General features: G+C 74.4%; 17 protein-coding genes. 10 read left to right on the top strand and 7 right to left on the bottom strand.

What is annotated here, in order from left to right:
- Positions 1-62: 62 nt before the first annotated feature.
- The 4 genes from GY42_RS07910 to GY42_RS07895 form a co-directional block, all read right to left on the bottom strand.
- On the bottom strand, positions 63-890 hold the full coding sequence (locus tag GY42_RS07910) for an ABC transporter ATP-binding protein (protein WP_046528928.1): 828 nt from the start codon (positions 888-890) through the stop codon (positions 63-65).
- A 166-nt stretch (positions 891-1,056) separates the two neighbouring features.
- Positions 1,057-2,271 carry an acetate kinase gene (locus GY42_RS07905; RefSeq protein WP_046528927.1) on the bottom strand — a complete coding sequence of 405 codons (1,215 nt, stop codon included), beginning with the start codon at positions 2,269-2,271 and terminating at the stop codon, positions 1,057-1,059.
- Positions 2,268-4,364, bottom strand: a complete 2,097-nt coding sequence (gene pta / locus GY42_RS07900) for a phosphate acetyltransferase (RefSeq protein WP_082131411.1) — start codon at positions 4,362-4,364, stop codon at positions 2,268-2,270. The genes GY42_RS07905 and pta overlap by 4 nt, the downstream gene beginning before the upstream one ends.
- Positions 4,365-4,464: 100 nt before the next feature.
- Positions 4,465-6,999, bottom strand: coding sequence for a phosphoketolase family protein (locus GY42_RS07895; RefSeq protein ID WP_226239010.1), 2,535 nt, complete (start codon positions 6,997-6,999; stop codon positions 4,465-4,467).
- 257 nt (positions 7,000-7,256) lie between these two features.
- Between GY42_RS07895 and GY42_RS07890 the strand changes: the two genes are divergently transcribed.
- Positions 7,257-8,159: an SURF1 family protein gene (locus GY42_RS07890; protein ID WP_082131711.1), complete on the top strand. Its 903-nt coding sequence runs from the start codon at positions 7,257-7,259 to the stop codon at positions 8,157-8,159.
- A 152-nt stretch (positions 8,160-8,311) separates the two neighbouring features.
- Here the strand turns inward: GY42_RS07890 and GY42_RS07885 are convergent, their stop codons facing one another.
- The 3 genes from GY42_RS07885 to GY42_RS07875 all read right to left on the bottom strand — a co-directional run bounded on the left by GY42_RS07885 (position 8,312) and on the right by GY42_RS07875 (position 12,474).
- Entirely contained in the window at positions 8,312-10,051 is a 1,740-nt protein-coding gene (locus GY42_RS07885) for an ABC transporter ATP-binding protein (protein ID WP_046528926.1), read from the bottom strand.
- A complete protein-coding gene (locus GY42_RS07880; protein ID WP_046528925.1) occupies positions 10,048-11,877 on the bottom strand; it encodes an ABC transporter transmembrane domain-containing protein in 1,830 nt (609 codons plus the stop codon). Before GY42_RS07880 ends, GY42_RS07885 begins: the two co-directional genes overlap by 4 nt.
- A gap of 252 nt (positions 11,878-12,129) precedes the next feature.
- The gene (locus GY42_RS07875) at positions 12,130-12,474 is read right to left on the bottom strand and encodes a DUF192 domain-containing protein (RefSeq protein WP_046528924.1); all 345 of its coding nucleotides are present in this window, start codon (positions 12,472-12,474) and stop codon (positions 12,130-12,132) included.
- A 245-nt stretch (positions 12,475-12,719) separates the two neighbouring features.
- Between GY42_RS07875 and GY42_RS07870 the strand changes: the two genes are divergently transcribed.
- Genes GY42_RS07870 through GY42_RS07830 form a run of 9 tightly spaced genes read left to right on the top strand, consistent with a single transcriptional unit; the run spans position 12,720 to position 21,086 of the window.
- A complete protein-coding gene (locus GY42_RS07870) occupies positions 12,720-13,493 on the top strand; it encodes a hypothetical protein (RefSeq protein WP_046528923.1) in 774 nt (257 codons plus the stop codon).
- Positions 13,490-14,185 (top strand): Flp pilus assembly protein CpaB, encoded by a 696-nt coding sequence (gene cpaB / locus GY42_RS07865; RefSeq protein ID WP_046528922.1) that lies wholly within the window; start codon positions 13,490-13,492, stop codon positions 14,183-14,185. Before GY42_RS07870 ends, cpaB begins: the two co-directional genes overlap by 4 nt.
- Positions 14,186-14,190: 5 nt before the next feature.
- Positions 14,191-15,747 carry an AAA family ATPase gene (locus GY42_RS07860; protein WP_134850606.1) on the top strand — a complete coding sequence of 519 codons (1,557 nt, stop codon included), beginning with the start codon at positions 14,191-14,193 and terminating at the stop codon, positions 15,745-15,747.
- Positions 15,747-16,115, top strand: coding sequence for a TadE/TadG family type IV pilus assembly protein (locus GY42_RS07855; RefSeq protein WP_046530694.1), 369 nt, complete (start codon positions 15,747-15,749; stop codon positions 16,113-16,115). Before GY42_RS07860 ends, GY42_RS07855 begins: the two co-directional genes overlap by 1 nt.
- Positions 16,116-16,117: 2 nt before the next feature.
- Positions 16,118-17,410, top strand: a complete 1,293-nt coding sequence (locus GY42_RS07850) for a CpaF family protein (protein WP_046528920.1) — start codon at positions 16,118-16,120, stop codon at positions 17,408-17,410.
- The gene (locus GY42_RS07845; RefSeq protein ID WP_046528919.1) at positions 17,407-18,330 is read left to right on the top strand and encodes a type II secretion system F family protein; all 924 of its coding nucleotides are present in this window, start codon (positions 17,407-17,409) and stop codon (positions 18,328-18,330) included. Before GY42_RS07850 ends, GY42_RS07845 begins: the two co-directional genes overlap by 4 nt.
- Positions 18,330-19,211: a type II secretion system F family protein gene (locus tag GY42_RS07840; protein ID WP_052748262.1), complete on the top strand. Its 882-nt coding sequence runs from the start codon at positions 18,330-18,332 to the stop codon at positions 19,209-19,211. The genes GY42_RS07845 and GY42_RS07840 overlap by 1 nt, the downstream gene beginning before the upstream one ends.
- Positions 19,198-20,397: a sensor histidine kinase gene (locus GY42_RS07835; RefSeq protein WP_152667242.1), complete on the top strand. Its 1,200-nt coding sequence runs from the start codon at positions 19,198-19,200 to the stop codon at positions 20,395-20,397. The genes GY42_RS07840 and GY42_RS07835 overlap by 14 nt, the downstream gene beginning before the upstream one ends.
- Positions 20,394-21,086: a response regulator transcription factor gene (locus tag GY42_RS07830; RefSeq protein WP_046528917.1), complete on the top strand. Its 693-nt coding sequence runs from the start codon at positions 20,394-20,396 to the stop codon at positions 21,084-21,086. The genes GY42_RS07835 and GY42_RS07830 overlap by 4 nt, the downstream gene beginning before the upstream one ends.
- Positions 21,087-21,115 lie beyond the last annotated feature (29 nt).

Here is a 21,115-nt window from a genome sequence, read left to right as displayed (position 1 = left end):
CCTCGGGGAGTCGTGGCGCGCAGGAAGGTGTGCCGGCGCCTGCGCCGTCGCCGGTCGGCCCGTCAGCGGGCCACGGTGCGGCGCACGCGTTGCCGGGGCGTGCGCACGTCGACCTCGCCGGTGGCGGGGTCGACGTCCACGGTGATCTCGATGTCGTACACCGCGGTGAGCAGGTCGGGGTCGAGCGCGCTCGCGGCCGGCCCGTCGGCGACGACGCGGCCCGCGGCGAGCACGACGACGCGGTCGGCGACGGCGGCGGCGTGGTTGAGGTCGTGCAGGACGACGCCGACGGTCACGCCGTGGTCGTCGGCGAGCGCGCGCACGAGCTCGAGGACCTCGACCTGGTAGCGCAGGTCGAGGTGGTTGGTGGGCTCGTCGAGCAGCAGCACGCCGGTGTCCTGCGCGAGCGCGCTCGCGAACCACACGCGCTGCACCTGCCCGCCGGACAGCGTGTCGACGGGCACGTCCGCGAGGTCGGCGGTGCCGGTGAGCTCGAGCGCGCGCTGCACGGCGGCGGGCCCGGCGGCGTCGCGGCCGCGCCACGCGGTGCGGTGCGGGTGGCGGCCCAGCTCGACCGCGTCGCGCACGCTGATGCCCGCGGGCGTGGGGCGCGACTGCGCGAGCAGCGTGACGCGCCGCGCGAACTCGCGCGGCGACAGCGCGGCGACGTCCGGCACGTCGCCGAGCTCGACGTGGCCGCCGGCGAGGCGGTGCAGGCGGGACATGCCGCGCAGCAGCGTGGACTTGCCCGAGCCGTTGGGGCCGACGAGCGCGGTGACGCGCCCGGGCTCGAGGTCGACGTGCACGGCGTCGACGGCGACGACGGCGTCGTACCGGATCGTGACGTCACGGGCGCCGAGCGTCACGCCGGTCGCGGTGGGGGAGGGCACGGGACACGATGTTAGCGAAGCCTTACCTCACCGTGGTGTGGCGTGCGCCACGTCGGCCTCCGAGCGTGCCCGCGCCCGGACGTGCTCGGACGGGCGCGACCCGCCCCCGGACGCGGCACGGCCCGGACCACGCGGGTCCGGGCCGTGCCGTACGTCGTGCCGGTGCTCAGGCGCCGATGACGTCCAGCGCCTGCCGCGCGATCGCGAGCTCCTCGTTGGTCGGCACCACGAGGACCGTGACCTTGGCGCCGTCGGGGGAGATGACGGTCGGCTCCGACTTGCGGCCCTCGTTGCGCGCAGGGTCGACCTCGATGCCCAGGGCCTCGAGCCCGGTGAGCGCACCGAGGCGCACGATGTCGTCGTTCTCGCCGATCCCGGCCGTGAACGTGATGACGTCGAGCCGCCCCAGCACCGCGTGGTACGCGCCGACGTACTTGCGCAGCCGGTGCAGGTACACGTCGAGCGCCAGGCGCGCGCCCGCGTGACCCTCGGCCACCAGGTCGTGCAGCGCGCGGAAGTCGCTCTCGCCGGCCAGGCCCTTGACGCCCGAGCGGCGGTTCAGCAGGTCGTCGATCTCGTCGATCGACATGCCCGCGTTGCGGTGCAGGTGGAACACGACCGCCGGGTCCACGTCGCCCGAGCGCGTGCCCATGACGAGACCCTCGAGCGGGGTCAGGCCCATCGACGTCTCGACCGCGACGCCGCCGCGCACGGCCGACGCCGACGCGCCGTTGCCCAGGTGCAGCACGATCTGGTGGAGGTCCTCCAGCGGGCGGTCGAGGATCTGCGCGACCTGCTGCGACACGTACTGGTGCGACGTGCCGTGCGCGCCGTACCGCCGCACCTTGTGCTCGGCCGCCACCGACGCCTCGACCGCGTACGTCGCGGCCGCGTCGGGCAGCGTGCGGAAGAACGCCGTGTCGAACACCACGACGTGCGGCACGTCCGGCAGCAGCGCCTGCGCGACGCGGATGCCCGTGAGGTTCGCGGGGTTGTGCAGCGGCGCGAGCGGCGACAGCTCCTCGATCTGCTGCTCGACCTCGGGCGTGACGAGCGTCGGGCCGTCGAACAGGTCGCCGCCCTGCACGACGCGGTGGCCGACCGCCACGACGTTGGCCGACGCGAGGTCGGGGCCGATCTCGTCGAACAGGCCCAGCACGAGGCGCAGCGCCTCGGCGTGGTCCGGCACCGGCACCTCGCGGCGCGTCGTGTCGCCGTGCGCGACGTGCTTGACCGAGCCCAGCGCGTCACCGATGCGCTCGACGATGCCCGACGCGATCGCGTCGCCCGACGCGGGGTCGACCAGCTGGTACTTGACGGACGACGAGCCCGAGTTGACGACGAGGACGCTCGTGCTGCTCGCGGGGGTGGACGTGCTCATCGGGCGGAGGCCTCCGTGCTCGGGGTGGTGGCGTCGGCCTGCGCCTGCGCCTGGATCGCGGTGATCGCGACCGTGTTGACGATGTCCTGGACCAGCGCACCGCGCGACAGGTCGTTCACGGGCTTGCGCAGCCCCTGCAGCACCGGGCCGATCGCCACGGCGCCGGCCGAGCGCTGCACGGCCTTGTAGGTGTTGTTGCCCGTGTTGAGGTCGGGGAAGACGAAGACCGTGGCCCGGCCCGCGACCGCGGAGTCCGGCATCTTGGTCTGCGCGACCGACGCGTCGACCGCGGCGTCGTACTGGATCGGGCCCTCGACCGACAGGTCGGGGCGACGCTCGCGCACCAGGCGCGTGGCCTCGCGGACCTTCTCGACGTCCGCGCCCGAGCCGGACTCGCCGGTCGAGTACGACAGCATCGCGATGCGCGGCTCGATGCCGAACTGCGTCGCCGTCTCGGCCGACGAGATCGCGATGTCCGCGAGCTGCTCGGCCGTCGGGTCGGGGATGACCGCGCAGTCGGCGTACACGAGCACGCGGTCCTCGAGGCACATGAGGAAGCAGCTCGACACGCTGCCCACGTCGGGGCGCGTCTTGATGATCTCGAACGACGGCTTGATGGTGTGCGCGGTCGTGTGCGCCGCGCCCGAGACCATGCCGTCCGCGAGCCCGAGCTGCACCATGAGCGTGCCGAAGTACGACACCGAGGACACGATCTCGCGCGCACGCTCGACCGTCATGCCCTTGTGCTTGCGCAGCTCGGTGTACACCTCGGCGAACCGCTCGAGCGTCTCGCCGTTCTTCGGGTCCAGCACCTGCGCGCCGTCGAGGTCGAGGCCGAGCTCGGTGGCACGGGCGCGGATCGCGGCCTCGTCGCCGAGGATCGTCAGGTCCGCGACCTGGCGCTGCAGCAGCGTCGACGCGGCCCGCAGGATGCGGTCGTCGTTGCCCTCGGGCAGCACGACGTGCTTGCGGTCGGAGCGCGCACGGTCCAGCAGGGCGTACTCGAACATGAGCGGCGTGACGACCTCGGGGCGCTCGACGTCGAGCGCGGCCAGCAGGGCCTCGCCGTCGACGTGCTGCTCGAACAGCGCGAGCGCCGTGTCGACCTTGCGCTGCGAGTCGTGCGTGACGCGGCCCCGGGTCGTGGCCGCGGCGCTCGCCGAGCGGAACGTGCCGAGCGACGTCGTGATGAGCGGCAGGCGCGACCCGAGCCCCTCGACCAGGCGCTGGATCGTCGGGGCGGGCTCGAGGCCGCCGTTGAGGATGAGGCCCGCGAGCGACGGGAAGCCGTCGGCCTGGTGCGCCATGAGCAGGCCCAGCAGCACGTCGGCCCGGTCGCCGGGCGTGATGACGACCGCGCCGTCCTGCAGGCGGTCGAGCAGGTGCTCGATCGACATCGCGCCGACCAGCACGTCGAGCACCTCGCGACCCAGCAGCTCCTCGTCGCCGCTGCTCAGCGTGCCGCCGACGGCCTCCATGAGCTGGCGCAGCGTCGGCGCGTACAGCAGCGGCGAGTCCGGCAGCGCCCACACCGGGCGCGTGCCGCCCAGCGCGGTGCGCACCTGGTCGAGCGAGTTCGGCGCGCAGCGGTTCGCGACGACCGCGACGACCTGCGCGTGGTTCGCGTCGATCTCGGCGGCGGCGACCTCGGCCGCGTGGTGGACGTCCTCGGCGCTGCGGTGCGCGCCGTTGACGACCAGCAGCACGGGTGCGCCCAGGTTGGCGGCGATCCGCGCGTTGTACGCGAGCTCGGTGGGGCCCGCGACGTCCGTGTAGTCGGTGCCGACCACCACGACCGCGTCGCAGCGACGCTCGACGTCGTGGAACCGCGACACGATGCGCGACAGCGCGGCGTCCGGGTCGGAGATGACGTCGTCGTACGTCGCGCCGACCGCGTCCTCGTAGGCGACGTCGACGCCGTCGTGCTCGAGCAGCAGCTCCAGCACGTAGTCGCGCTCGTCGGTCGACCGGGCGACGGGTCGGAAGACACCGACGCGCTGCACCGTGCGGGTCAGCAGGTCGACGAGGCCGAGCGCGACGACGGACTTGCCCGTGTCCCCCTCGGCCGACATGACGTAGATCGTGCGGGCCACCGTTCAGCTCACTTCCTCATCGCCCCGGGTGGGGGCTGCTCGTCCTCGACGGACGCGTGCCCGGGCCGGTGGGCCCGGGCACGCACCCGTGACAGTCTGCCTACTCGTTGTCCCCGCCGGTCGAAAGTGAGGCGGAGATCTCCTCGGTCGACGCGGCGTCGCCCGCGTCGGGCCACACCCAGTCGCGCACCTCCGGCAGGTCCTCGCCGTGCTCGCGCGTGTACTGCCGCGCGCGCAGACGCGCGTCGACCATGCGCTGGCGCAGGCCGGCCTGCGACGCGCGCAGCCAGTGCACGTGGTCGATGACGTCGATCACCAGGTGGTACCGGTCGAGGTCGTTGAGCATGACCATGTCGAACGGCGTCGTCGTGGTGCCCTCCTCCTTGTACCCGCGCACGTGGAGGTTCGCGTGCCCGTTGCGGCGGTACGTGAGGCGGTGGATGAGCCACGGGTACCCGTGGTAGGCGAACACGATCGGCCGGTCGGCCGTGAAGATCGTGTCGAACTCCGCGTCGGACAGGCCGTGCGGGTGCTCCCGCGCGTCCTGCAGCCGCATGAGGTCCACGACGTTGACGACGCGCACCTTGAGCTGCGGCAGCTCGCGCCGCAGGATGTCCGCCGCCGCGAGGACCTCGAGCGTCGGGACGTCGCCCGCGCACGCGAGCACGACGTCCGGCTCCTCGTCCTGCGCCTCCGACCCGGCCCACTCCCAGATGCCCAGGCCGCGCGTGCAGTGCGCGACGGCCTGCTCCATCGACAGGAAGTTCGGCGCGGGCTGCTTGCCGGACACGACGACGTTGACGTACTGCCGGCTGCGCAGGCAGTGGTCGTACGTGCTCAGCAGCGTGTTCGCGTCCGGCGGCAGGTAGACCCGCACGACCTCGGCCTTCTTGTTGACCACGTGGTCGATGAAGCCGGGGTCCTGGTGGCTGAAGCCGTTGTGGTCCTGCCGCCACACGTGGCTCGACAGCAGGTAGTTGAGGCTCGCGATCGGCCGCCGCCACGGGATGTCGTTGGTGACCTTGAGCCACTTGGCGTGCTGGTTGAACATCGAGTCGACGATGTGGATGAACGCCTCGTACGACGTGAACAGGCCGTGCCGCCCGGTGAGCAGGTAGCCCTCGAGCCAGCCCTGGCACTGGTGCTCCGACAGCATCTCCATGACGCGACCCGCGCGCTCGAGGTGGTCGTCGACCTCGGGCCCCTCGAACTCCGCGTTCCACTGCTTCGCGGTGACCTCGTACACCGCCTGCAGGCGGTTCGACGCGGTCTCGTCGGGGCCGAAGATGCGGAACGTGTCGGGGTTCCGGCGGATGACTTCGGTGAGGTACTCGCCGAGCACGCGCGGCGCCTCGGCGATCGTCGCCCCGGGTGCGGGCACGTCCTGCGCGAAGTCCCGGAAGTCCGGCAGCCGCAGGTCGCGCAGCAGCAGGCCGCCGTTCGCGTGCGGGTTCGCGCTCATGCGCAGGTCGCCGTGCGGCGCGAGCGCCGTGATGTCGGCGTCGACCCGGCCCGTCGCGTCGAACAGCTCGGCCGGCCGGTACGACTGCAGCCACTGCTCGAGCACCGCGAGGTGCTCCGGGGTGTCCCGCGCGTTCGCGAGCGGCACCTGGTGCGCACGCCACGAACCCGTCGTCTTCTTGCCGTCGATCTCGTCCGGGCCCGTCCAGCCCTTCGGGGTGCGGAACACGATCATCGGGTACATCGGGCGGCTCACGTCGCCGGCGGCGGCGTTCGCCTTGATCTCGGCGATCTCGTCGAGCACCTCGTCGAGCAGCACCGCGAAGCGGCGGTGGATCTCGAGGTCGTCCTCGTCGTCGAAGCCCGCGACGAACACGTGCGGCTTGTGGCCGTAGCCGACCATGAGGTCGTGCAGCTCGGCGTCGCTGATGCGCGCGAGCACCGTCGGGTTCGCGATCTTGTACCCGTTGAGGTGCAGGATCGGCAGGACGATGCCGTCCTGGCGCGGGTTGACGAACTTGTTCGAGTGCCAGCTCGTCGCGAGCGGGCCCGTCTCGGCCTCGCCGTCGCCGACGACCGCGGCGACCAGCAGGTTCGGGTTGTCGAACGCGGCGCCGTACGCGTGGCTCAGCGCGTAGCCGAGCTCACCGCCCTCGTGGATCGAGCCCGGCGTCTCGGGCGCGACGTGCGACGGGATGCCGCCCGGGAAGGAGAACTGCCGGAACAGCCGGCGCAGGCCCTCCTCGTCCTCCGTGATGTCGGAGTACACCTCGGAGTACGTGCCGTCGAGGTACGCGCTCGCCACCAGGCCGGGGCCGCCGTGGCCGGGGCCCGTCACGTAGATCGTCGACTGCTCGCGCTCCGCGATCGCGCGGTTGAGGTGCGCGTAGAGGAAGTTGAGGCCGGGCGTCGTGCCCCAGTGGCCCAGCAGGCGCGGCTTGACGTCGTCGCGGTGCAGCGGGCGGCGCAGCAGCGGGTTGTCGAGCAGGTAGATCTGGCCGACCGACATGTAGTTCGCGGCGCGCCACCACGTGGACAGGCGCTGCAGCGTCGCGTCGTCGATCTGCCCGGATCCCTTGCGCCAGGCGGTGCGGGCTTCGGCGGCCGCGAACGGTCCCGGGGCGATGGGGCCTGCGTCCGCAGCGTTCTGCGGGTCCGAGGCGGTGGTAGTCATGTCCCCTCCTTGAGGGTCTGCCGTGGTCGGCCGGGGTGCTCCCCAGCCTTCCGTGAGGTCGCAGCGCGAGGTGGGACGTCCGGCCCACCGCGGCTGTGCTCCTGACCACAGCCATCCAACCCCACGCGGCACGTGGTCGCGACGAGGGCGCGGAGGGCACGACGGCGCACCTCCAGGGTGCCCCCGCCGCGTCGTCGGCGCCCGTCCGCGGCGGACCACCGGGCAGCACCCGGGTGCCGGGCGGGTACCGTGAGGTGGTGGCCGAGACCTCCCTGTGGCGCGCCGCGGTCCGCCCGCGGATGCTCGGCCTGCTCGTGCTCCTGCTGGCCGCCGCGGCCGTGTGCGGGCGCCTCGGGGCGTGGCAGCTCGAGCGTGCCGAGGTGCGCGGCGCCGCCGCCGCGGAGCGCGAGGCCGCACGGGTCGTGACGGCCGACCCGGAACCGCTGGCCGACCTGCTCGCGCCCGGCCAGACGTTCGTCGGCGACCTGGTGGCGCGCAAGGCCCTCGTGACCGGCACCTACGACGACGACGGGACGCTGCTCGTCACGGGCCGCGAGCACGCGGGCCGCACCGACGGCTACCTCGTGCTCACGCCGCTGCACGTCGCGACGCCCGACGGGACGGCCGTGCTGCCGGTCGTGCGCGGCTGGTCGCCCACGCCCGACGTCGCGCCCGCGCCCGCCGGTGAGGTCGAGGTCGTCGGGTGGCTGCAGGCGGGGGAGGAGGCCGGCACGACGCCCGTCGACGGCCGCACCGACGCCATCAGCGCGCCGCAGCTCCTCACGGTGTGGGGCGGTCCCGTGTACACCGGCTACCTCGTGGTGCAGACCGGCGACCCCGCGGACCCCGCGGCGCTCGAGCCGCTCGACCCGCCGACACGGGCGGGGTCGGGGCTCAACGTGCAGAACCTCGCCTACGCCGCGCAGTGGTGGATCTTCGGCCTGTTCGCCGTCGGGCTGTGGTGGCGCCTCGTGCGGGACGAGGCCGCCGGCCGGCCGCCGCTCCCGGGCGACGGCGACGCCCCGCCCGCGGGACCGGGCGCCGGCACGTCCGCGGACGACCGCACGGGCACGGGCGACGGCGTGGGTGACGGGACGGGCGACGGCACGTCCGGCGGTGCTGCGGCGCCGGACGACCGCAGGGTCACCAGCGGCGCCTGACCACGTCGCCCGGTGCCGTCGGCGGGGCGGTGGGGCAGGGCCTCGCCGTCGGTGGGGCAGGGGTCGCCCGCCGCGGCCGTGCGCGCCGACCCTCCCGACGTGCCCCCGGCGGACCGGTCCACGGAGGCACGTCGGGGTTCAGGGCGGCGACGTCAGGCGGACTCGTGCTGCCACGAGCGCCACAGCGCGGCGTACTCGCCGCCCGCGGCGACGAGCTCCTCGTGGGGGCCGATCTCGCTGATGCGGCCCGCGTCGACGACGGCGACGCGGTCGGCGTCGTGCGCGGTGTGCAGGCGGTGCGCGATCGCGACGACGGTGCGCCCGGCGAGCACCGCGGACAGCGACCGCTCGAGGTGCCGCGCGGCACGCGGGTCCAGCAGCGACGTGGCCTCGTCGAGCACGAGCGTGTGCGGGTCCAGCAGCACGAGCCGCGCGAGCGCGACCTGCTGCGCCTGCGCGGGGGTCAGCGCCGTGCCGCCCGAGCCGACCTCGGTGTCCAGGCCGTCGGGCAGACCCTCGACCCAGTCCCACGCGTCGACCGCGCGCAGCGCGCGCTCGATCTCGTCGTGGTCGGCGTCGACCTTCGCCAGGCGCAGGTTGTCGGCGAGCGTGCCGACGAACACGTGGTGCTCCTGCGTCACGAGCGCGACGTGGCGGCGCAGCTCGTCGAGCGGCAGGTCGACCAGCGGCACGCCGCCGACGGTCGCCGACCCGCCCGTGGGCGGGTGGATGCCCGCGAGCATCCGCCCCAGCGTCGACTTGCCGGCGCCCGACGGCCCCACGACCGCGAGCCGTTCGCCCGGCGCGAGGTCGAGGTCGATGCCGTGCAGCACGTCGTGACCCTCGCGGTACGCGTACCGCAGGCCGCGCGTCGACACGCGGTCGTCGACCGGGCGGGCGCCCGACGCCTCGCGGTCGGACTCGACCAGGCGCACGCCCACGATGCGCGCGAGCGCGGTCGCCGCCACCTGGATCTCGTCGACCCAGAAGATCAGCTCCCACACGGGTCCGGTGACCTGGTACGCGTACAGCACGATCGTCGTGACCGCGCCGAGCGTGACGTGGCCCTGCGACGCGAGCCAGCCGCCCCACACGAGGACCGCGACGGGCGCGAGCACGAACGCGAGGTCGACGCCCGGGAACAGGATCGTGCGCAGCCGCAGGGTCGCGCGCTCGGCGTCGAACGCCTCGCGCAGGTCCTCGTGGACGCGGCGCTCGCGTGCCTCCGCCAGGCTGAGCGCGTCGACCGTGCGCGCGCCCTCGACCGTCTCGGTGATGGTGCCGTTGAGCACCGCGTACGCGGCCGACTCGCGGATGTACGCCGGGGTCGCGCGCCGCAGGTACCAGCGCACCATGACGACCATGGTGGGCACGCCCACGAACAGCGCGACCGACACCAGCGGGTCGATCACGAGGCACGCCGCGACCGTGAGCGTGATCGTCACGACCGCGACGATCACGCGCGGCACGCCGAACCGGACCGCGTGCTGCAGCTTGTTGACGTCGTTGGTCGTGCGGGTGACGAGGTCGCCCGTGCCCGCGCGCTCGACGGTCGACAGCGGCAGCGACGTCACCGTCTCGAGGAACTCCTCGCGCAGCTCGGCGAAGACCTTCTCGCCGAACCGCATGGACGCACGCTGCGCGTACCGGATGAGCCCGGTCTGCGTGACGACGGCCGCGAGGCCGACGGCGACGAGCGTGTTGATGTACCGCGCGTCGGTGCCCCGCGTGACGGCGTCGACGATGCGACCCAGGAGCAGCGGGCCCGCGAGGCCCGCGATCGCGGCGAGCGTGTGCAGCACGGCGATGCCGCCGAGCGGTCGCCGGTGGCGGCGCAGCAGGTCGGCCGCGTAGGCGCGGACGGTCGCCGCGTCGGCGATGGGGAGCTTCACGCGGCACCTCCGGGGGTCGTCGTGGGCTGGGTCAGGGTGCGGGCGTCGGGCTCGGCCGCCTCGAAGGTCTCCTCGACCGGCAGGTCGTCGTCGAGGTTGCGCCCGACCACGCGCCGGTACGTCGCCGCGACCTGCGGGCCTGCGGCGCCGTCGAGCAGCTCGGCGTGCGTCCCGCGGGCGACCAGCCGGCCGTCGTGCACGAGCTGCACCTCGTCGACGTGGTCGAGCACGAGCGGGCTCGCGGTGACGACGAGCGTGGCGCGGCCGCGGCGGGCGTCGGCCAGCCGCGCCGCGATGCGTGCCTCGGTGTGGGCGTCGACCGCGCTGGTCGGTTCGACCAGCACGAGCACCTCCGCCTGCGTGAGCAGCGCACGCGCGAGCGCGACGCGCTGGCGCTGGCCGCCCGACAGCGACCGGCCCTTCTCGGTGAGCTCGCCGTCCAGGCCGTCGGGCACCGAGTCGAGCACGTCCTGCGCGTCGGCCAGGCCGATGGCGGTCAGGAGGTCGTCGCGCGTGGCGCCGCCGCGGACGTCGAGCCCCTCGGCGAGCGGGCCCGAGAACAGCTGCGGCATGGCCTCGGCGACGACGACGCGGCGGCGCAGCTCGGCCAGCGGCAGCGTCGCGAGCGGCACGCCGCCGAGCGTGACGGGCGTCGCGGACTCCTCGGCGTCGTCGAACCGGCCCAGACGCGTGGCGATGCGTGCGGACTCGTCCGGGTCGGCCGACACGAGGGCGACGACGCGGCCGGCCTCGACCGTGACGCCGCTGGCCTCGTCGACGAGCGGCGACCCCGCGGGCGGCATGACGGTGCCGTCCCGCGGCGCCGTCCCGGCCGCGGGCACGACCCGCAGCACGGTGAGCACCTTGCGCGTGCCGACGACCGCGCGGGTCGTGGCCTGCAGGAACTGCGTGGCGTTCTGCACGGGCCAGCCGAGGAACGCCGCGTAGCCGTAGGTCGTCACGAGCTGGCCGGGCGTGATCGTCCCGGCGAGCGCCATGTGCGCGCCGAGCCAGACGAGCGCGACCACGAACACGCCGGGCAGCAGCACCTGGAGCGCGTCGAGCCACGACTGCGTGACCGCGACCTCGACGCCGCGCCGCCGCACGAGCTGCGACTGCTCGCGGTACCGCCCGGTGAAGACGTTCTCGCCGCCGATGCCGCGCAGCACGCGCAGCCCCGAGACGGTGTCCGCGCCGAGCGTCGTGAGGCGGCCCGACGCCTCGCGCTGCGCGGTCTGGCGCCGCTGCAGCGGGCGGACGAGCAGCGCCAGCACGCCCGCGACGGCGGGGAGCCCGAGCAGCACGACGAGCCCGAGCTGCACCGAGACCTGGAGCATGAGCACGGCGACCGCCGCGTACGCCACGACCGAGCCGACGAAGCGCGCGAGGGACGCGTACACCTCGCCCACGCGCAGGGCGTCGTTCGCGACCGCGGACACGACCTCGCCCGTGGGCAGCTCGGCGGTGATCGCGTCGCCCGAGCGCGCCGCGGTGCGCCCGACGAGCTGCGACGTCGTGAACGCGGCCCGCAGCCAGTTCGCGACGTCGTACCGGTGGCCCACGGCCGACGCCGCCGCGCTGACGAGCCCGAGCGCGAGCAGCAGGCCCGCGGCCTGCAGGAGCGCGGGCCCGAAGCCGTCGGCGAGCCCGTCGTCGATCGCGCGACCGGTGAGGTACGGCAGGAACGCCTGGCAGGCGAACTGCACGACGCCGCACGCGACGGCCGTCAGGAGGATGCCCCACTGGCGACGGGCCATCCACCACAGGTAGGCGGCGGGGCCGCGCAACGGCGGGGTGCCGGGGTCGGCGAGAGGGAGCTGGCGCACGTCGACGCACGTTACGGGGGACCACCGACAGCCGCGAACGCCTTTTGCGCGCCGTCGCGGCGCGCACGCGTCGTGCACCGGGCGACGCCGGACGGGTGAAATCGGGGGTCGGGGCTCACCCGGACGGGGGGCCTGGGACCACGGGCCCTTGCCCCCGGGAAGCCGGGCCCAGGGACCGGGCCCGGACGGGGCCGCCGGGCCCGTGCGCGTGGGCCCTGCCGCGCGGCACGATCGGCTCGTGCCACCCCTCCGTCAACCCGCCGTGCCCGCCGGCACGCGCTGCGCCACGCCGCCCACGGCCAGGCCCCAGCGCGCGAAGCTGCCGGCGGGCGCCTCGAGCACGTCGACCGCGCCCGGCCGCGGCGCCACCAGGCCGAACGGTTGCAGCACGTGGACCGCGAGCACGCTGCCGTCGGCGGCGAGCTGCGCGACGTCGAGCGGCACGGTCATGCCGACGCCGTGGACGGACGACTCCCGCACGAACCACATGGCCTCGGGCAGCCGCCGGCGCCACAGCATGCCGCGCGCCCGCGCCCCCCACGTCGACGCGACCGTCACCTCGGCCACGTCCCGGCCGTCCACCCAGAGCCTGGTCACGGGGGCAGTCTGCCGTGCCGCGGGGGCCCCGGTGCGACGCCTGCCCGGCCCCGCCGCGTGCGCGGGGGCGGACGAACCGGGAGGTATCCTCGCCCGTGGTCACGGCCCCGCCCCCCGACCGGGGCGCGCCCAGGGCTGGACGGGTGAAACCTCACGTCAGACATGCGACCCGACCGACGCTGCGGCACCCTCGTGAACCGGGTCGCCGACCTCACCACCACCCCACCGGACCGAGGAGGAGCCCCGTGACGATCCTGGCGCTCGCACCGGCGCACCGGCTGCCGTCGGGCACCGTGGTCGCCGAGCCGGACGCCGAGTCCGTCGTCGCCGCGCTCCTCGCTCTCGACCCCGGTACCCCGGTCCTCGTGGTCGCCGACTCCGCGGCGGGCCGCGACGCGGCGCGTGCCGCGCGGCTCGTGCTCGGGCAGGAGCGCGTCGGGGTCCTGACGCACGAGGTGCCGCCCACCGCGTTCTTCGTCGCGGTCGCCGCGCTGCAGATGCTGCCCGACATCGCGCTCGGGCTCGCACCCTCGGTGCTCGAGGGGCTCGCCGAGGGAGTGCGCACCGTCGCGCTCGTGTCGTCCGTCGCGGCCCTCGAGCGTCCGCGTCCGTCGGTGGCCCTCGACCTCGCGAGCCGGCTCCCGGGCTCCGTCTTCCGCGTCGACTGGACCGCGCAGACGATCACGCGCGACCAGGCGCTCGACCTCCCGGCCGGTGTCGCGACGATCGCCACGGCCTCCGAGAAGCCCGTCGTGGCCGCAGGGCTGCCGCGGTGGGCGCAGCCCCACGTCGACCTCGCGACCGACGGCGCGTTCTGGGGCGCGAAGCGCTGGTGCGAGGCGACCGTCGTCGTGCGTGCGCTCGAGGAGACCGTCGAGGAGCGCCTCAGCCCGTCGTTCGTCGCGGCCGTCCCGCGCTGCGCGAGCTGCGCGCGCCTCGTGACCGGACAGTCCTGCCTCTTCTGCCAGATCCCCGTGCCGGACGGCACGGTCTCCGTCCCCACAGGAGGACACGTATGAACCCGCGCCAGCGGCGAGGGGCGCTCCTGCTCGTCATCACGGCTCTCGGTGCGATCGCCGTGTTCCTCGCGGTGGTCGTGTACGTCGGCGACGTCAGCTCGCGCGTGGGGCCGATGACGCAGGCGTACCAGCTCAACCGTGCCGTCGACGCCTACGAGCCCATCGAGCCCGACATGCTGGAGGCCGTCGAGGTCCCCGAGCGGTGGGTGCCGGCCACGGCCGTGCGCGACGTGTCCGAGACGAGCGGCCTGGTGGCCGCCACCGCGCTGCCCGAGGGGTCGCTCGTGCAGACGGGCATGCTCGTGCCGCGACCCGGCGTCCAGCCCGGGTTCCGCGAGGTCGCGATCGTCGTCGACGCCGAGACGGGTGTCGCCGGCAAGGTCGCCCCGGGCGACCACGTCGACATCCTCGCCACGGTCGACGGCGACGAGCTGCGCCCGCCGCGCGCCGAGGTGTGGGTCTCCAACGCGCTCGTCCTCGAGGTCGGCATCCCCCAGAACATGGAGGACAGCGACGTCGGCGGCAACTTCACGACGACGCAAGGGGTGCCCGTGACGTTCGCCCTCACCTCGGAGGACGCGCTGCGGCTCGCCTACGTGGAGAGCTTCTCGGTCAAGCTGCGGCTCGCGCTGCGCGGTGACGGGGACAGCCAGGTCCTGCCCGACGACGAGCTCGTGTTCCAGGCGGGGTGACGACGATGGTGACGAAGGTCCTGCTCGCCTCACCGGACGAGCGCACGCTCGAGCGCATGAGCCAGGTGCTCGCCGAGGCCGAGGCGATCTCCCTGGTGCAGGTCGTCCGCGACGCGTCGAGCGTCGACGAGGCGCTCGTGCGCCACCCCGACCTCGACGTCCTCGTGGTCGACGAGCAGGTCGACTCGGGCCGGGGGCTCGCGGTCGCCCGCTCGGTCGGCGCGGCGAACCCGCTGCTCGGCGTCGTGATGCTGCTCGACCAGGCCGGTCCGGAGCAGTTCGCCGCCGCGATGGACTCCGGCGCGCGGTCGGTCCTGTCCCGGACGTCCAGCCTCGCCGAGATCGTCTCGCGCCTCGAGTCCGTGGCGCAGTGGGTCGCCGCGGCCCGCTCGGCGGTCTCCGCCGACGCGCGCGGCGGCCGCGCGGGCCGCGTCATCGCGGTCGCGGGGGCCAAGGGCGGCGTCGGCACGTCGACCGTCGCCCTGCTGCTGGCGCAGTCGCTCGTCGCGACGCGCAGCGTCGGTCTCGTCGACTTCGACCTGCAGTCCGGCGACCTCGCGGCCTACCTCGGGGTGCACACCCGGCGCTCGGTCGTCGACCTCGTCGACATCGCGGGCGAGATGACGGGGCGCATCCTGCGCGAGACGTCCTACGACGTGCCCGGCGGCCTGCGGCTGCTGTCGGCGCCGAACGACGGCGAGCGCGGCGAGGAGATGACGGCGCGCGCCGCGCGCTCCGTCGTCAACGCGCTGCGGTACCAGTACGAGGTCGCGATCATCGACGTCGGTTCGCACCTCACCGAGGCGACGGCCGTCGTCCTCGAGGAGGCCGACGCCGCCGTGCTGGTCGTCACGCCCGACCTGCCCGCGCTGCGCTCGGCGCGGCGGACGCTGGCCATGTGGGAGCGGCTCGTCATCCGGCAGCAGGCCGGCGTGCAGGTGCTCCTCAACCGGCAGAACCGCCGCAACGAGGTGACCGAGAGCCTCGCCGCCAAGATCGTCGAGACGCGGATCGCCGCGACCGTGCCCGACGGCGGCCAGCCGTTCGAGTCCGCCATGAACACCGCGTCGGTCGTGACGGCCTCCGGGCCCGCGCACAGCGCGGCGGCGAAGTTCGCCGCGGCGCTCGCGGGCAGCGAGGTCGAGGAGAACCCCGCCGACGCCGTCGACGAGGCCTACGCCGAGGCGACCGCGGGCCGCGGCCGCCGCCGCGCGCGCGGCAACGACGACGGGCAGTCGGCCGTCGAGATGCCCGTCGCGTTCACCGTGGCGCTGCTCGTGCTGCTGCTGTGCGGGCAGGGCATCGCCTGGGGCACCGGCTACCTGCTGGCCCGCAACGCCGCGCACGAGGGCGCGCGGACCGTCGGCCTGCAGCCGTGGGGTCCCGCGACCGCCGGCTCCGCGCGCACGGTCGCGCTCGACGAGCTCACGGGCCCGTGGCGCTCGGGCGCCACCGTGGACGTGAGCCCGTCCGACGTGAGCGTCCACATCGTCGCGCCGACGGTCGTGCCGGGCGTCCGGCTCACGTCGTCGGTCTCCGCCCAGGTGCAGAGGGAGCAGTGATGCGCAGGATCGCCGCCCGGCTCTCCCCGCGGGACGACCGGGGCTCGGCCGCGGTCGAGCTCGTCGGGTACGTCACGATGGTCGTGCTCGCCGGCATGCTCTGCCTGCAGGGCGTGTACGTCTCGCAGGCGGGCGCCGTGGCGCAGCAGGCCGCGCGGGACGGCGCGCGCGCCCAGGCGCTCGGGCAGGACGTCGTGGGCGCCGCCCGCGCGCAGGTCCCGTCGTGGGCGCGGCTGCAGGACGTGCGCGCACGCACCGTGGGTGGCGCCTTCGTCGTCGAGGTCGACGTGCGCGTCCCGATCGTGGTGCGCGGCGTGACGTCCTCCGAGATCGTGGTGTCGCGCGACGCGACGATGCCGAGGAGCTGACGATGGCGCTGCGCGACCGCATCCAGCAGACCGAGCGGACCTCCGACGAGCCCGACCTCGTCGGCCACTACCGGGACCGGCTGCTCGAGGAGATCGACCTCGACGAGCTGTCCCGGCTCAAGCCCACCCAGCGGCGCGCGCGCCTCGAGCGGATCCTGTCGACGCTGCTGTCGGCCGACGGCCCCGTGCTGGCGTCGCGCGACCGTTCCGCGCTCATCCAGCGGGTCGTCGACGACGCCCTCGGCCTGGGCGTGCTCGAGCCGCTGCTGGCGGACGAGTCGATCACCGAGATCATGGTCAACGGCCCGCGGGACGTGTTCGTCGAGCGCATGGGCCGGCTGCAGCGCGTCCCGACGACGTTCGCGTCCGAGGAGCAGCTCTTCCAGACGATCGACCGCATCGTGTCGACGGTGAACCGGCGCGTCGACGAGTCGTCGCCGATGGTCGACGCGCGCCTGCCCACGGGCGAGCGCGTCAACGTCATCATCCCGCCGCTCGCGCTCGACGGCCCGTCGCTGACGATCCGACGGTTCCCGCGGCCCTACCGGCTCGGCGAGCTCGTCGAGAAGGGCAGCCTCGACGTGCACGCCGCCCACCTGCTGGGGGCGTGCGTGCGGGCGCGGCTCAACATCATGATCTCGGGCGGTACCGGCACCGGGAAGACGACGTTCCTCAACGCGCTGTCGGGCCTCATCCCCGACCACGAGCGGATCGTCACGATCGAGGACGCGGCCGAGCTCTCCCTGCAGCAGGAGCACGTGGTGCGGCTCGAGTCGCGCCCCGCCAACGTCGAGGGCCGCGGCCAGGTCACGATCCGCGACCTCGTGCGCAACTCGCTGCGCATGCGACCCGACCGCATCGTCGTCGGCGAGGTCCGCGGCGGCGAGACGCTCGACATGCTCCAGGCGATGAACACCGGTCACGAGGGCTCGCTGGCCACCGTGCACGCCAACAGCGCCTTCGACGCCATGGGACGCCTCGAGACGCTCGCCTCGATGAGCGAGCTGGAGCTCCCGGTCGCGACCATCCGGGACCAGATCAACTCGGCGATCGACGTGGTCGTGCAGCTCGAGCGCGGCGTGGACGGCACGCGCCGCGTCTCGGAGGTCGCGGCGCTCGTCTCCAGCCGGCGCGACGACTACGTGCTCGCGCCCCTCGTGACGTTCGAGCAGGATCTGCTCGGCCCGGACCACAAGGTCACGGGGACCTTCCGCCGGTACCCGCTGCCGGACCTGCTGGCGGCCCGCCTGCGCCGGGCGGGGGAGTCCCTCGCGCCCGTGGGGAGCGAGCCGTGACGCCGGTCGTCATCCTCTTCCTGCTGTTCGCGACGCTCGTCCTGCTGGTCGTCACGGTCGCGGTGCTGCAGGAGGACGGCGCGCACCGCCGCCGGCTCCTCGCGGCGGTCGACGCCGACCGCGACCGCGGGTCGCAGGTGACGGACCGGCTGGACGACGCGCTGCGACGCACCCGGTGGGGTCAGCGGCTGACGGCCCTGCTCGCGGGGTCGGGCCTCGGCTCGCGCTCGCCGTCGCTCGTGATCGCGCTCGTGGGCAGCAGCACGGTCCTCGCCGCGGTCCTCACCTACGCGGTCGCGGGGCGCATCGCGGCGATCGTCGCGGGCGTCGTGGTCGTCGTGTCGTTCCGGCAGTGGCTCGAGCGCCGGCGCGAGGCCCGCATCGAGAAGTTCATCTCGCAGCTGCCCGAGCTCGCGCGCCTGCTCGCCAACGGTGCGCAGGCCGGTCTGGGCGTGCGTCGGTCGATCGAGCTCGCCGCGCGGGAGATGGACGAGCCCGCGAGCGGCGAGCTGCAGCAGGTCGCCTCCGAGCTCGCGATCGGGCAGAGCCTGCGGGTCGCGCTCGAGCACCTGGCCGAGCGGCTGCCGTCGCGCGAGCTCGTCGTGCTCGTGCAGACCCTCGTCATCCAGGGCAAGGCCGGCGGTGCGCTCGTCACGGCGCTGCAGAACATCGCGGCCACGCTCGACGAGCGGCGCCAGCTCCGGCGCGAGATCACGACCGCCGTCGTCGGTGCCACGTTCTCGGGCTACGCGGTCGTGCTCATCGGCGCGTTCTCGGTCGTGTTCATGAACCTGCTGTCGCCGGGCGCGCTCGACACGATGTTCGGCACGCTGCCGGGGCAGATCGCGCTCGTCGCGGCGGCGTCGTTGTTCCTGATCGGCTTCGTCGTGATCCGGCGGATCACGAAGGTGAGGTTCTGATGGCGCTGCTGATCGGCCTCGCCGCCGCACTCGTCACCGTCCTCGGGTTCAGCGGTGCGCGCATGCTGCGCACGACCGGCCTCGAGGAGGTCGAGGAGGGCATGCGCACGACGCCCGTCGCCCAGCGCGAGCGGGGTTTCGGCGCGTTCCTCGACCGGCTCGGCTCGTTGTTCCTCGGCACGACCATGCGCGCCTACGGCCCGGCGCGGCTGCGGCGCCTCGAGGAGACGATCCGGCGCGCCGGGCGCCCCGACGGCCTGACCCTCACGGTCTACCTGCGCCGCCAGGCGGCGTTCGTCGTCATCGGCGTGGTCGGACTCGTCGTCTTCCTGCTCGTCGGGCAGCCGTGGACGGGTCTGCTCCTGCTCCTGCTGCTGTGCGGGTGGATGCGGCTGTGGCTGATGTCGGCCGGGCGGCGGCGCCAGGAGCAGATCGACATGGAGCTCCCCGACTTCCTCGACGTCCTGGGCGTCACGGTCACCGCGGGCCTGGGCTTCCGGCAGGCCGTCGAGCGCGTGTGCGAGTTCCACACGGGACCGCTCGCGGAGGAGATGCGCACGGTGTTGCAGGAGATGAGCGTCGGCATCTCCCGCCGGCAGGCGTTCATCGCGATGCGTGACCGCACGCGGTCGGACGGCGTGGCGGCGTTCGTCACGGCGCTGCTGCAGGCCGAGGAGCTGGGCGTGCCCCTGTCGAGCGCGCTCGACGACATCGCCTCGGACGTCCGCAAGGAGCACGCGCAGCGCGTGCGGCAGGCGGCCGCGAAGGCCGCGCCCAAGGTCTCGCTCGTCGTCACCATGACGATCGTCCCCGGCACCCTCATCCTCATCGGCTCGTCGATCCTGCTCGCGAACCGTGAGGTCCTCAGTGGCATCTTCTGACGCCACCGCGGTCGTGGACCGCCCCGCGCACCTGGCGATCGGGCGGGTCACGCGGCTCCTGAGCGAGGTGCGCCTCGCGACGCTCGCGCTCGCGCTCGTCGCGGCGCTCGTGGCGGGCACGGCGGACGGCGCCGACCTGTGGGTCGTGCTCCTCGCGGTGCCGTTCTCGGTCTTCCCGGCGCTGTCGTGGGACGCCCGGGGTGCGCTCCTGTCGCGCTCGGGGATCCTGCTGGCCTGCGACCTGGTGACGACGGTGCTGGTGCTGCTGGCCCTGTCGGGCGAGATCATGACGGTCTACGCCGCGGCCACGGTCGCGCTGCTGGGCGTCCTGGTCGGCGCGCGGCTCGCGCTCGTCATGGCGCTCGCCATCGCGATGGTGCTGGTGTACGCGAACGCGCTGGACGCGACGGGCACGACCTGGCTCGTGGTGGCCGTCGGCTCGCTCGGCGTCATCGCGATGGCCGGCGCGGGCTCCGCGCTCGGCTCCTGGCTGCGCGCGCAGGACGTCGCGGCGCGCGAGGCCGCGCTCGCGCAGGTGCGCCGTGCGGCCACGCTCGAGCGCGTGCGGATCGCGCGGGACCTGCACGACACCGCCGCCGGCGACCTCGCGGGCGCGACCATGCTCAGCGGCACGCTGCTCGCGCGGCTCGAGCGCGAGGGCGCCGACGAGCGCACGATCGCGCTGGCCCGGCAGCTCGACGAGGCCTGCCGCGCCGCGCACCTCGACACGCGCACGGCGCTCGGCGAGCTGCGGCGCGCGGGTGCGATGCCGGTCGACGACCTCGTGGACGCGTGCCGGAGGTGGACGCGGGACGTCGGCACGCCCGTCGAGCTCGACGTCGACCCGGCGTACGCGGAGGTCGACGTCGAGCTCGCGGCCGACGTGCGGGCGATGGTGCTCGAGCTGCTCGAGAACGTCCGGCGGCACGCCGGGGCGAACCGGGTCGACGTCGAGGTCCGGGTGTCCTGCGGCGGTCTGACGCTGACGGTCACGGACGACGGCCGCGGCATGGACCAGGTGCCGCCCGCACCCGACCTGGTGGCGGAGGGCCACTACGGCCTGCAGGGCATCGACGAGAGGGCGGCCGCGTGGCGCGGCAGCGTCGAGCGCGGCCCGGCCCCGGGCGGGGGCCTGCGCACGCGTGTGACCCTCGCGCTCACTCCCGAGACGGTGGAGGTCCGATGAGGATCCTGGTGGTGGACGACAACGCGCTGATCCGGCTCGGGCTGCGGGCGGCGCTCGAGGAGCTCGACGACGTCGAGAGCGTCGACGAGGCCGGCGACGGTCAGGCTGCGGTCGACCGGGTGGCGCAGGGCGACGTCGACGTCGTGCTGCTGGACGTGCGCATGCCCGGCCGTGACGGCCTGTCGGTGCTGCCCGAGCTCGTCGGGCGCACGACCGTCGTCATGCTGACCAACACGGACGACATGGCCGCGGTCAACGAGGCGATGCGCGCGGGCGCGGCGGGGTACGTGATCCACGGCTCGCTCGAGCCGGCGGGGATCGGCGCGGCCATCCGCGCGTGCCTCGCGGGCGGCCGCGTGGTGTCGGGGCTCGAGCCGTGGGTGTCGCCCGCCGACCCGCCGCCGCCCGCGGCAGGCGTCGCGTCACGCGACGACCTGTCCGCGCGCGAGGCCGAGATCATGGACGTGGTCGCGCAGGGGCTGACGAACACGCAGATCGCACGCCGCCTCTTCCTGTCCGAGAAGACGGTGAAGAACCACATCAACCGCATCTTCGCGAAGCTGGGCGTGACCAACCGCGCGCACGCGGTGGCGGTCTGGCTGGGCACCGCCCCTGGGCCCGGGGACCCAGGGGCGAATGGGACCGGGATGGGTCCTGGGCCGCTCGTGGGCGGGGCGCCGCGACCGTAGCGTCTTCACCGTCAGCACAACGACCTCGG

Origin of the sequence: Cellulomonas sp. FA1 (genome assembly GCF_000986825.1) — a bacterium.
GTDB classification, from domain to species: Bacteria; Actinomycetota; Actinomycetes; order Actinomycetales; family Cellulomonadaceae; genus Cellulomonas; species Cellulomonas iranensis.
Note: the sequence above shows the minus strand (reverse complement) of the source record. Positions and strands in the feature narration are given on the sequence as shown.

Excerpts from the sequence above, each read along its gene's own strand:
- GY42_RS07905 (WP_046528927.1), bottom strand. The coding sequence starts at position 2,271 with ATGAGCACGTCCACCCCCGCGAGCAGCACGAGCGTCCTCGTCGTCAAC.
- GY42_RS07895 (WP_226239010.1), bottom strand. The coding sequence starts at position 6,999 with ATGACTACCACCGCCTCGGACCCGCAGAACGCTGCGGACGCAGGCCCC.
- cpaB (WP_046528922.1), top strand. The coding sequence starts at position 13,490 with ATGAACCCGCGCCAGCGGCGAGGGGCGCTCCTGCTCGTCATCACGGCT.
- GY42_RS07860 (WP_134850606.1), top strand. The coding sequence starts at position 14,191 with ATGGTGACGAAGGTCCTGCTCGCCTCACCGGACGAGCGCACGCTCGAG.
- GY42_RS07855 (WP_046530694.1), top strand. The coding sequence starts at position 15,747 with ATGCGCAGGATCGCCGCCCGGCTCTCCCCGCGGGACGACCGGGGCTCG.
- GY42_RS07850 (WP_046528920.1), top strand. The coding sequence starts at position 16,118 with ATGGCGCTGCGCGACCGCATCCAGCAGACCGAGCGGACCTCCGACGAG.
- GY42_RS07840 (WP_052748262.1), top strand. The coding sequence starts at position 18,330 with ATGGCGCTGCTGATCGGCCTCGCCGCCGCACTCGTCACCGTCCTCGGG.
- GY42_RS07830 (WP_046528917.1), top strand. The coding sequence starts at position 20,394 with ATGAGGATCCTGGTGGTGGACGACAACGCGCTGATCCGGCTCGGGCTG.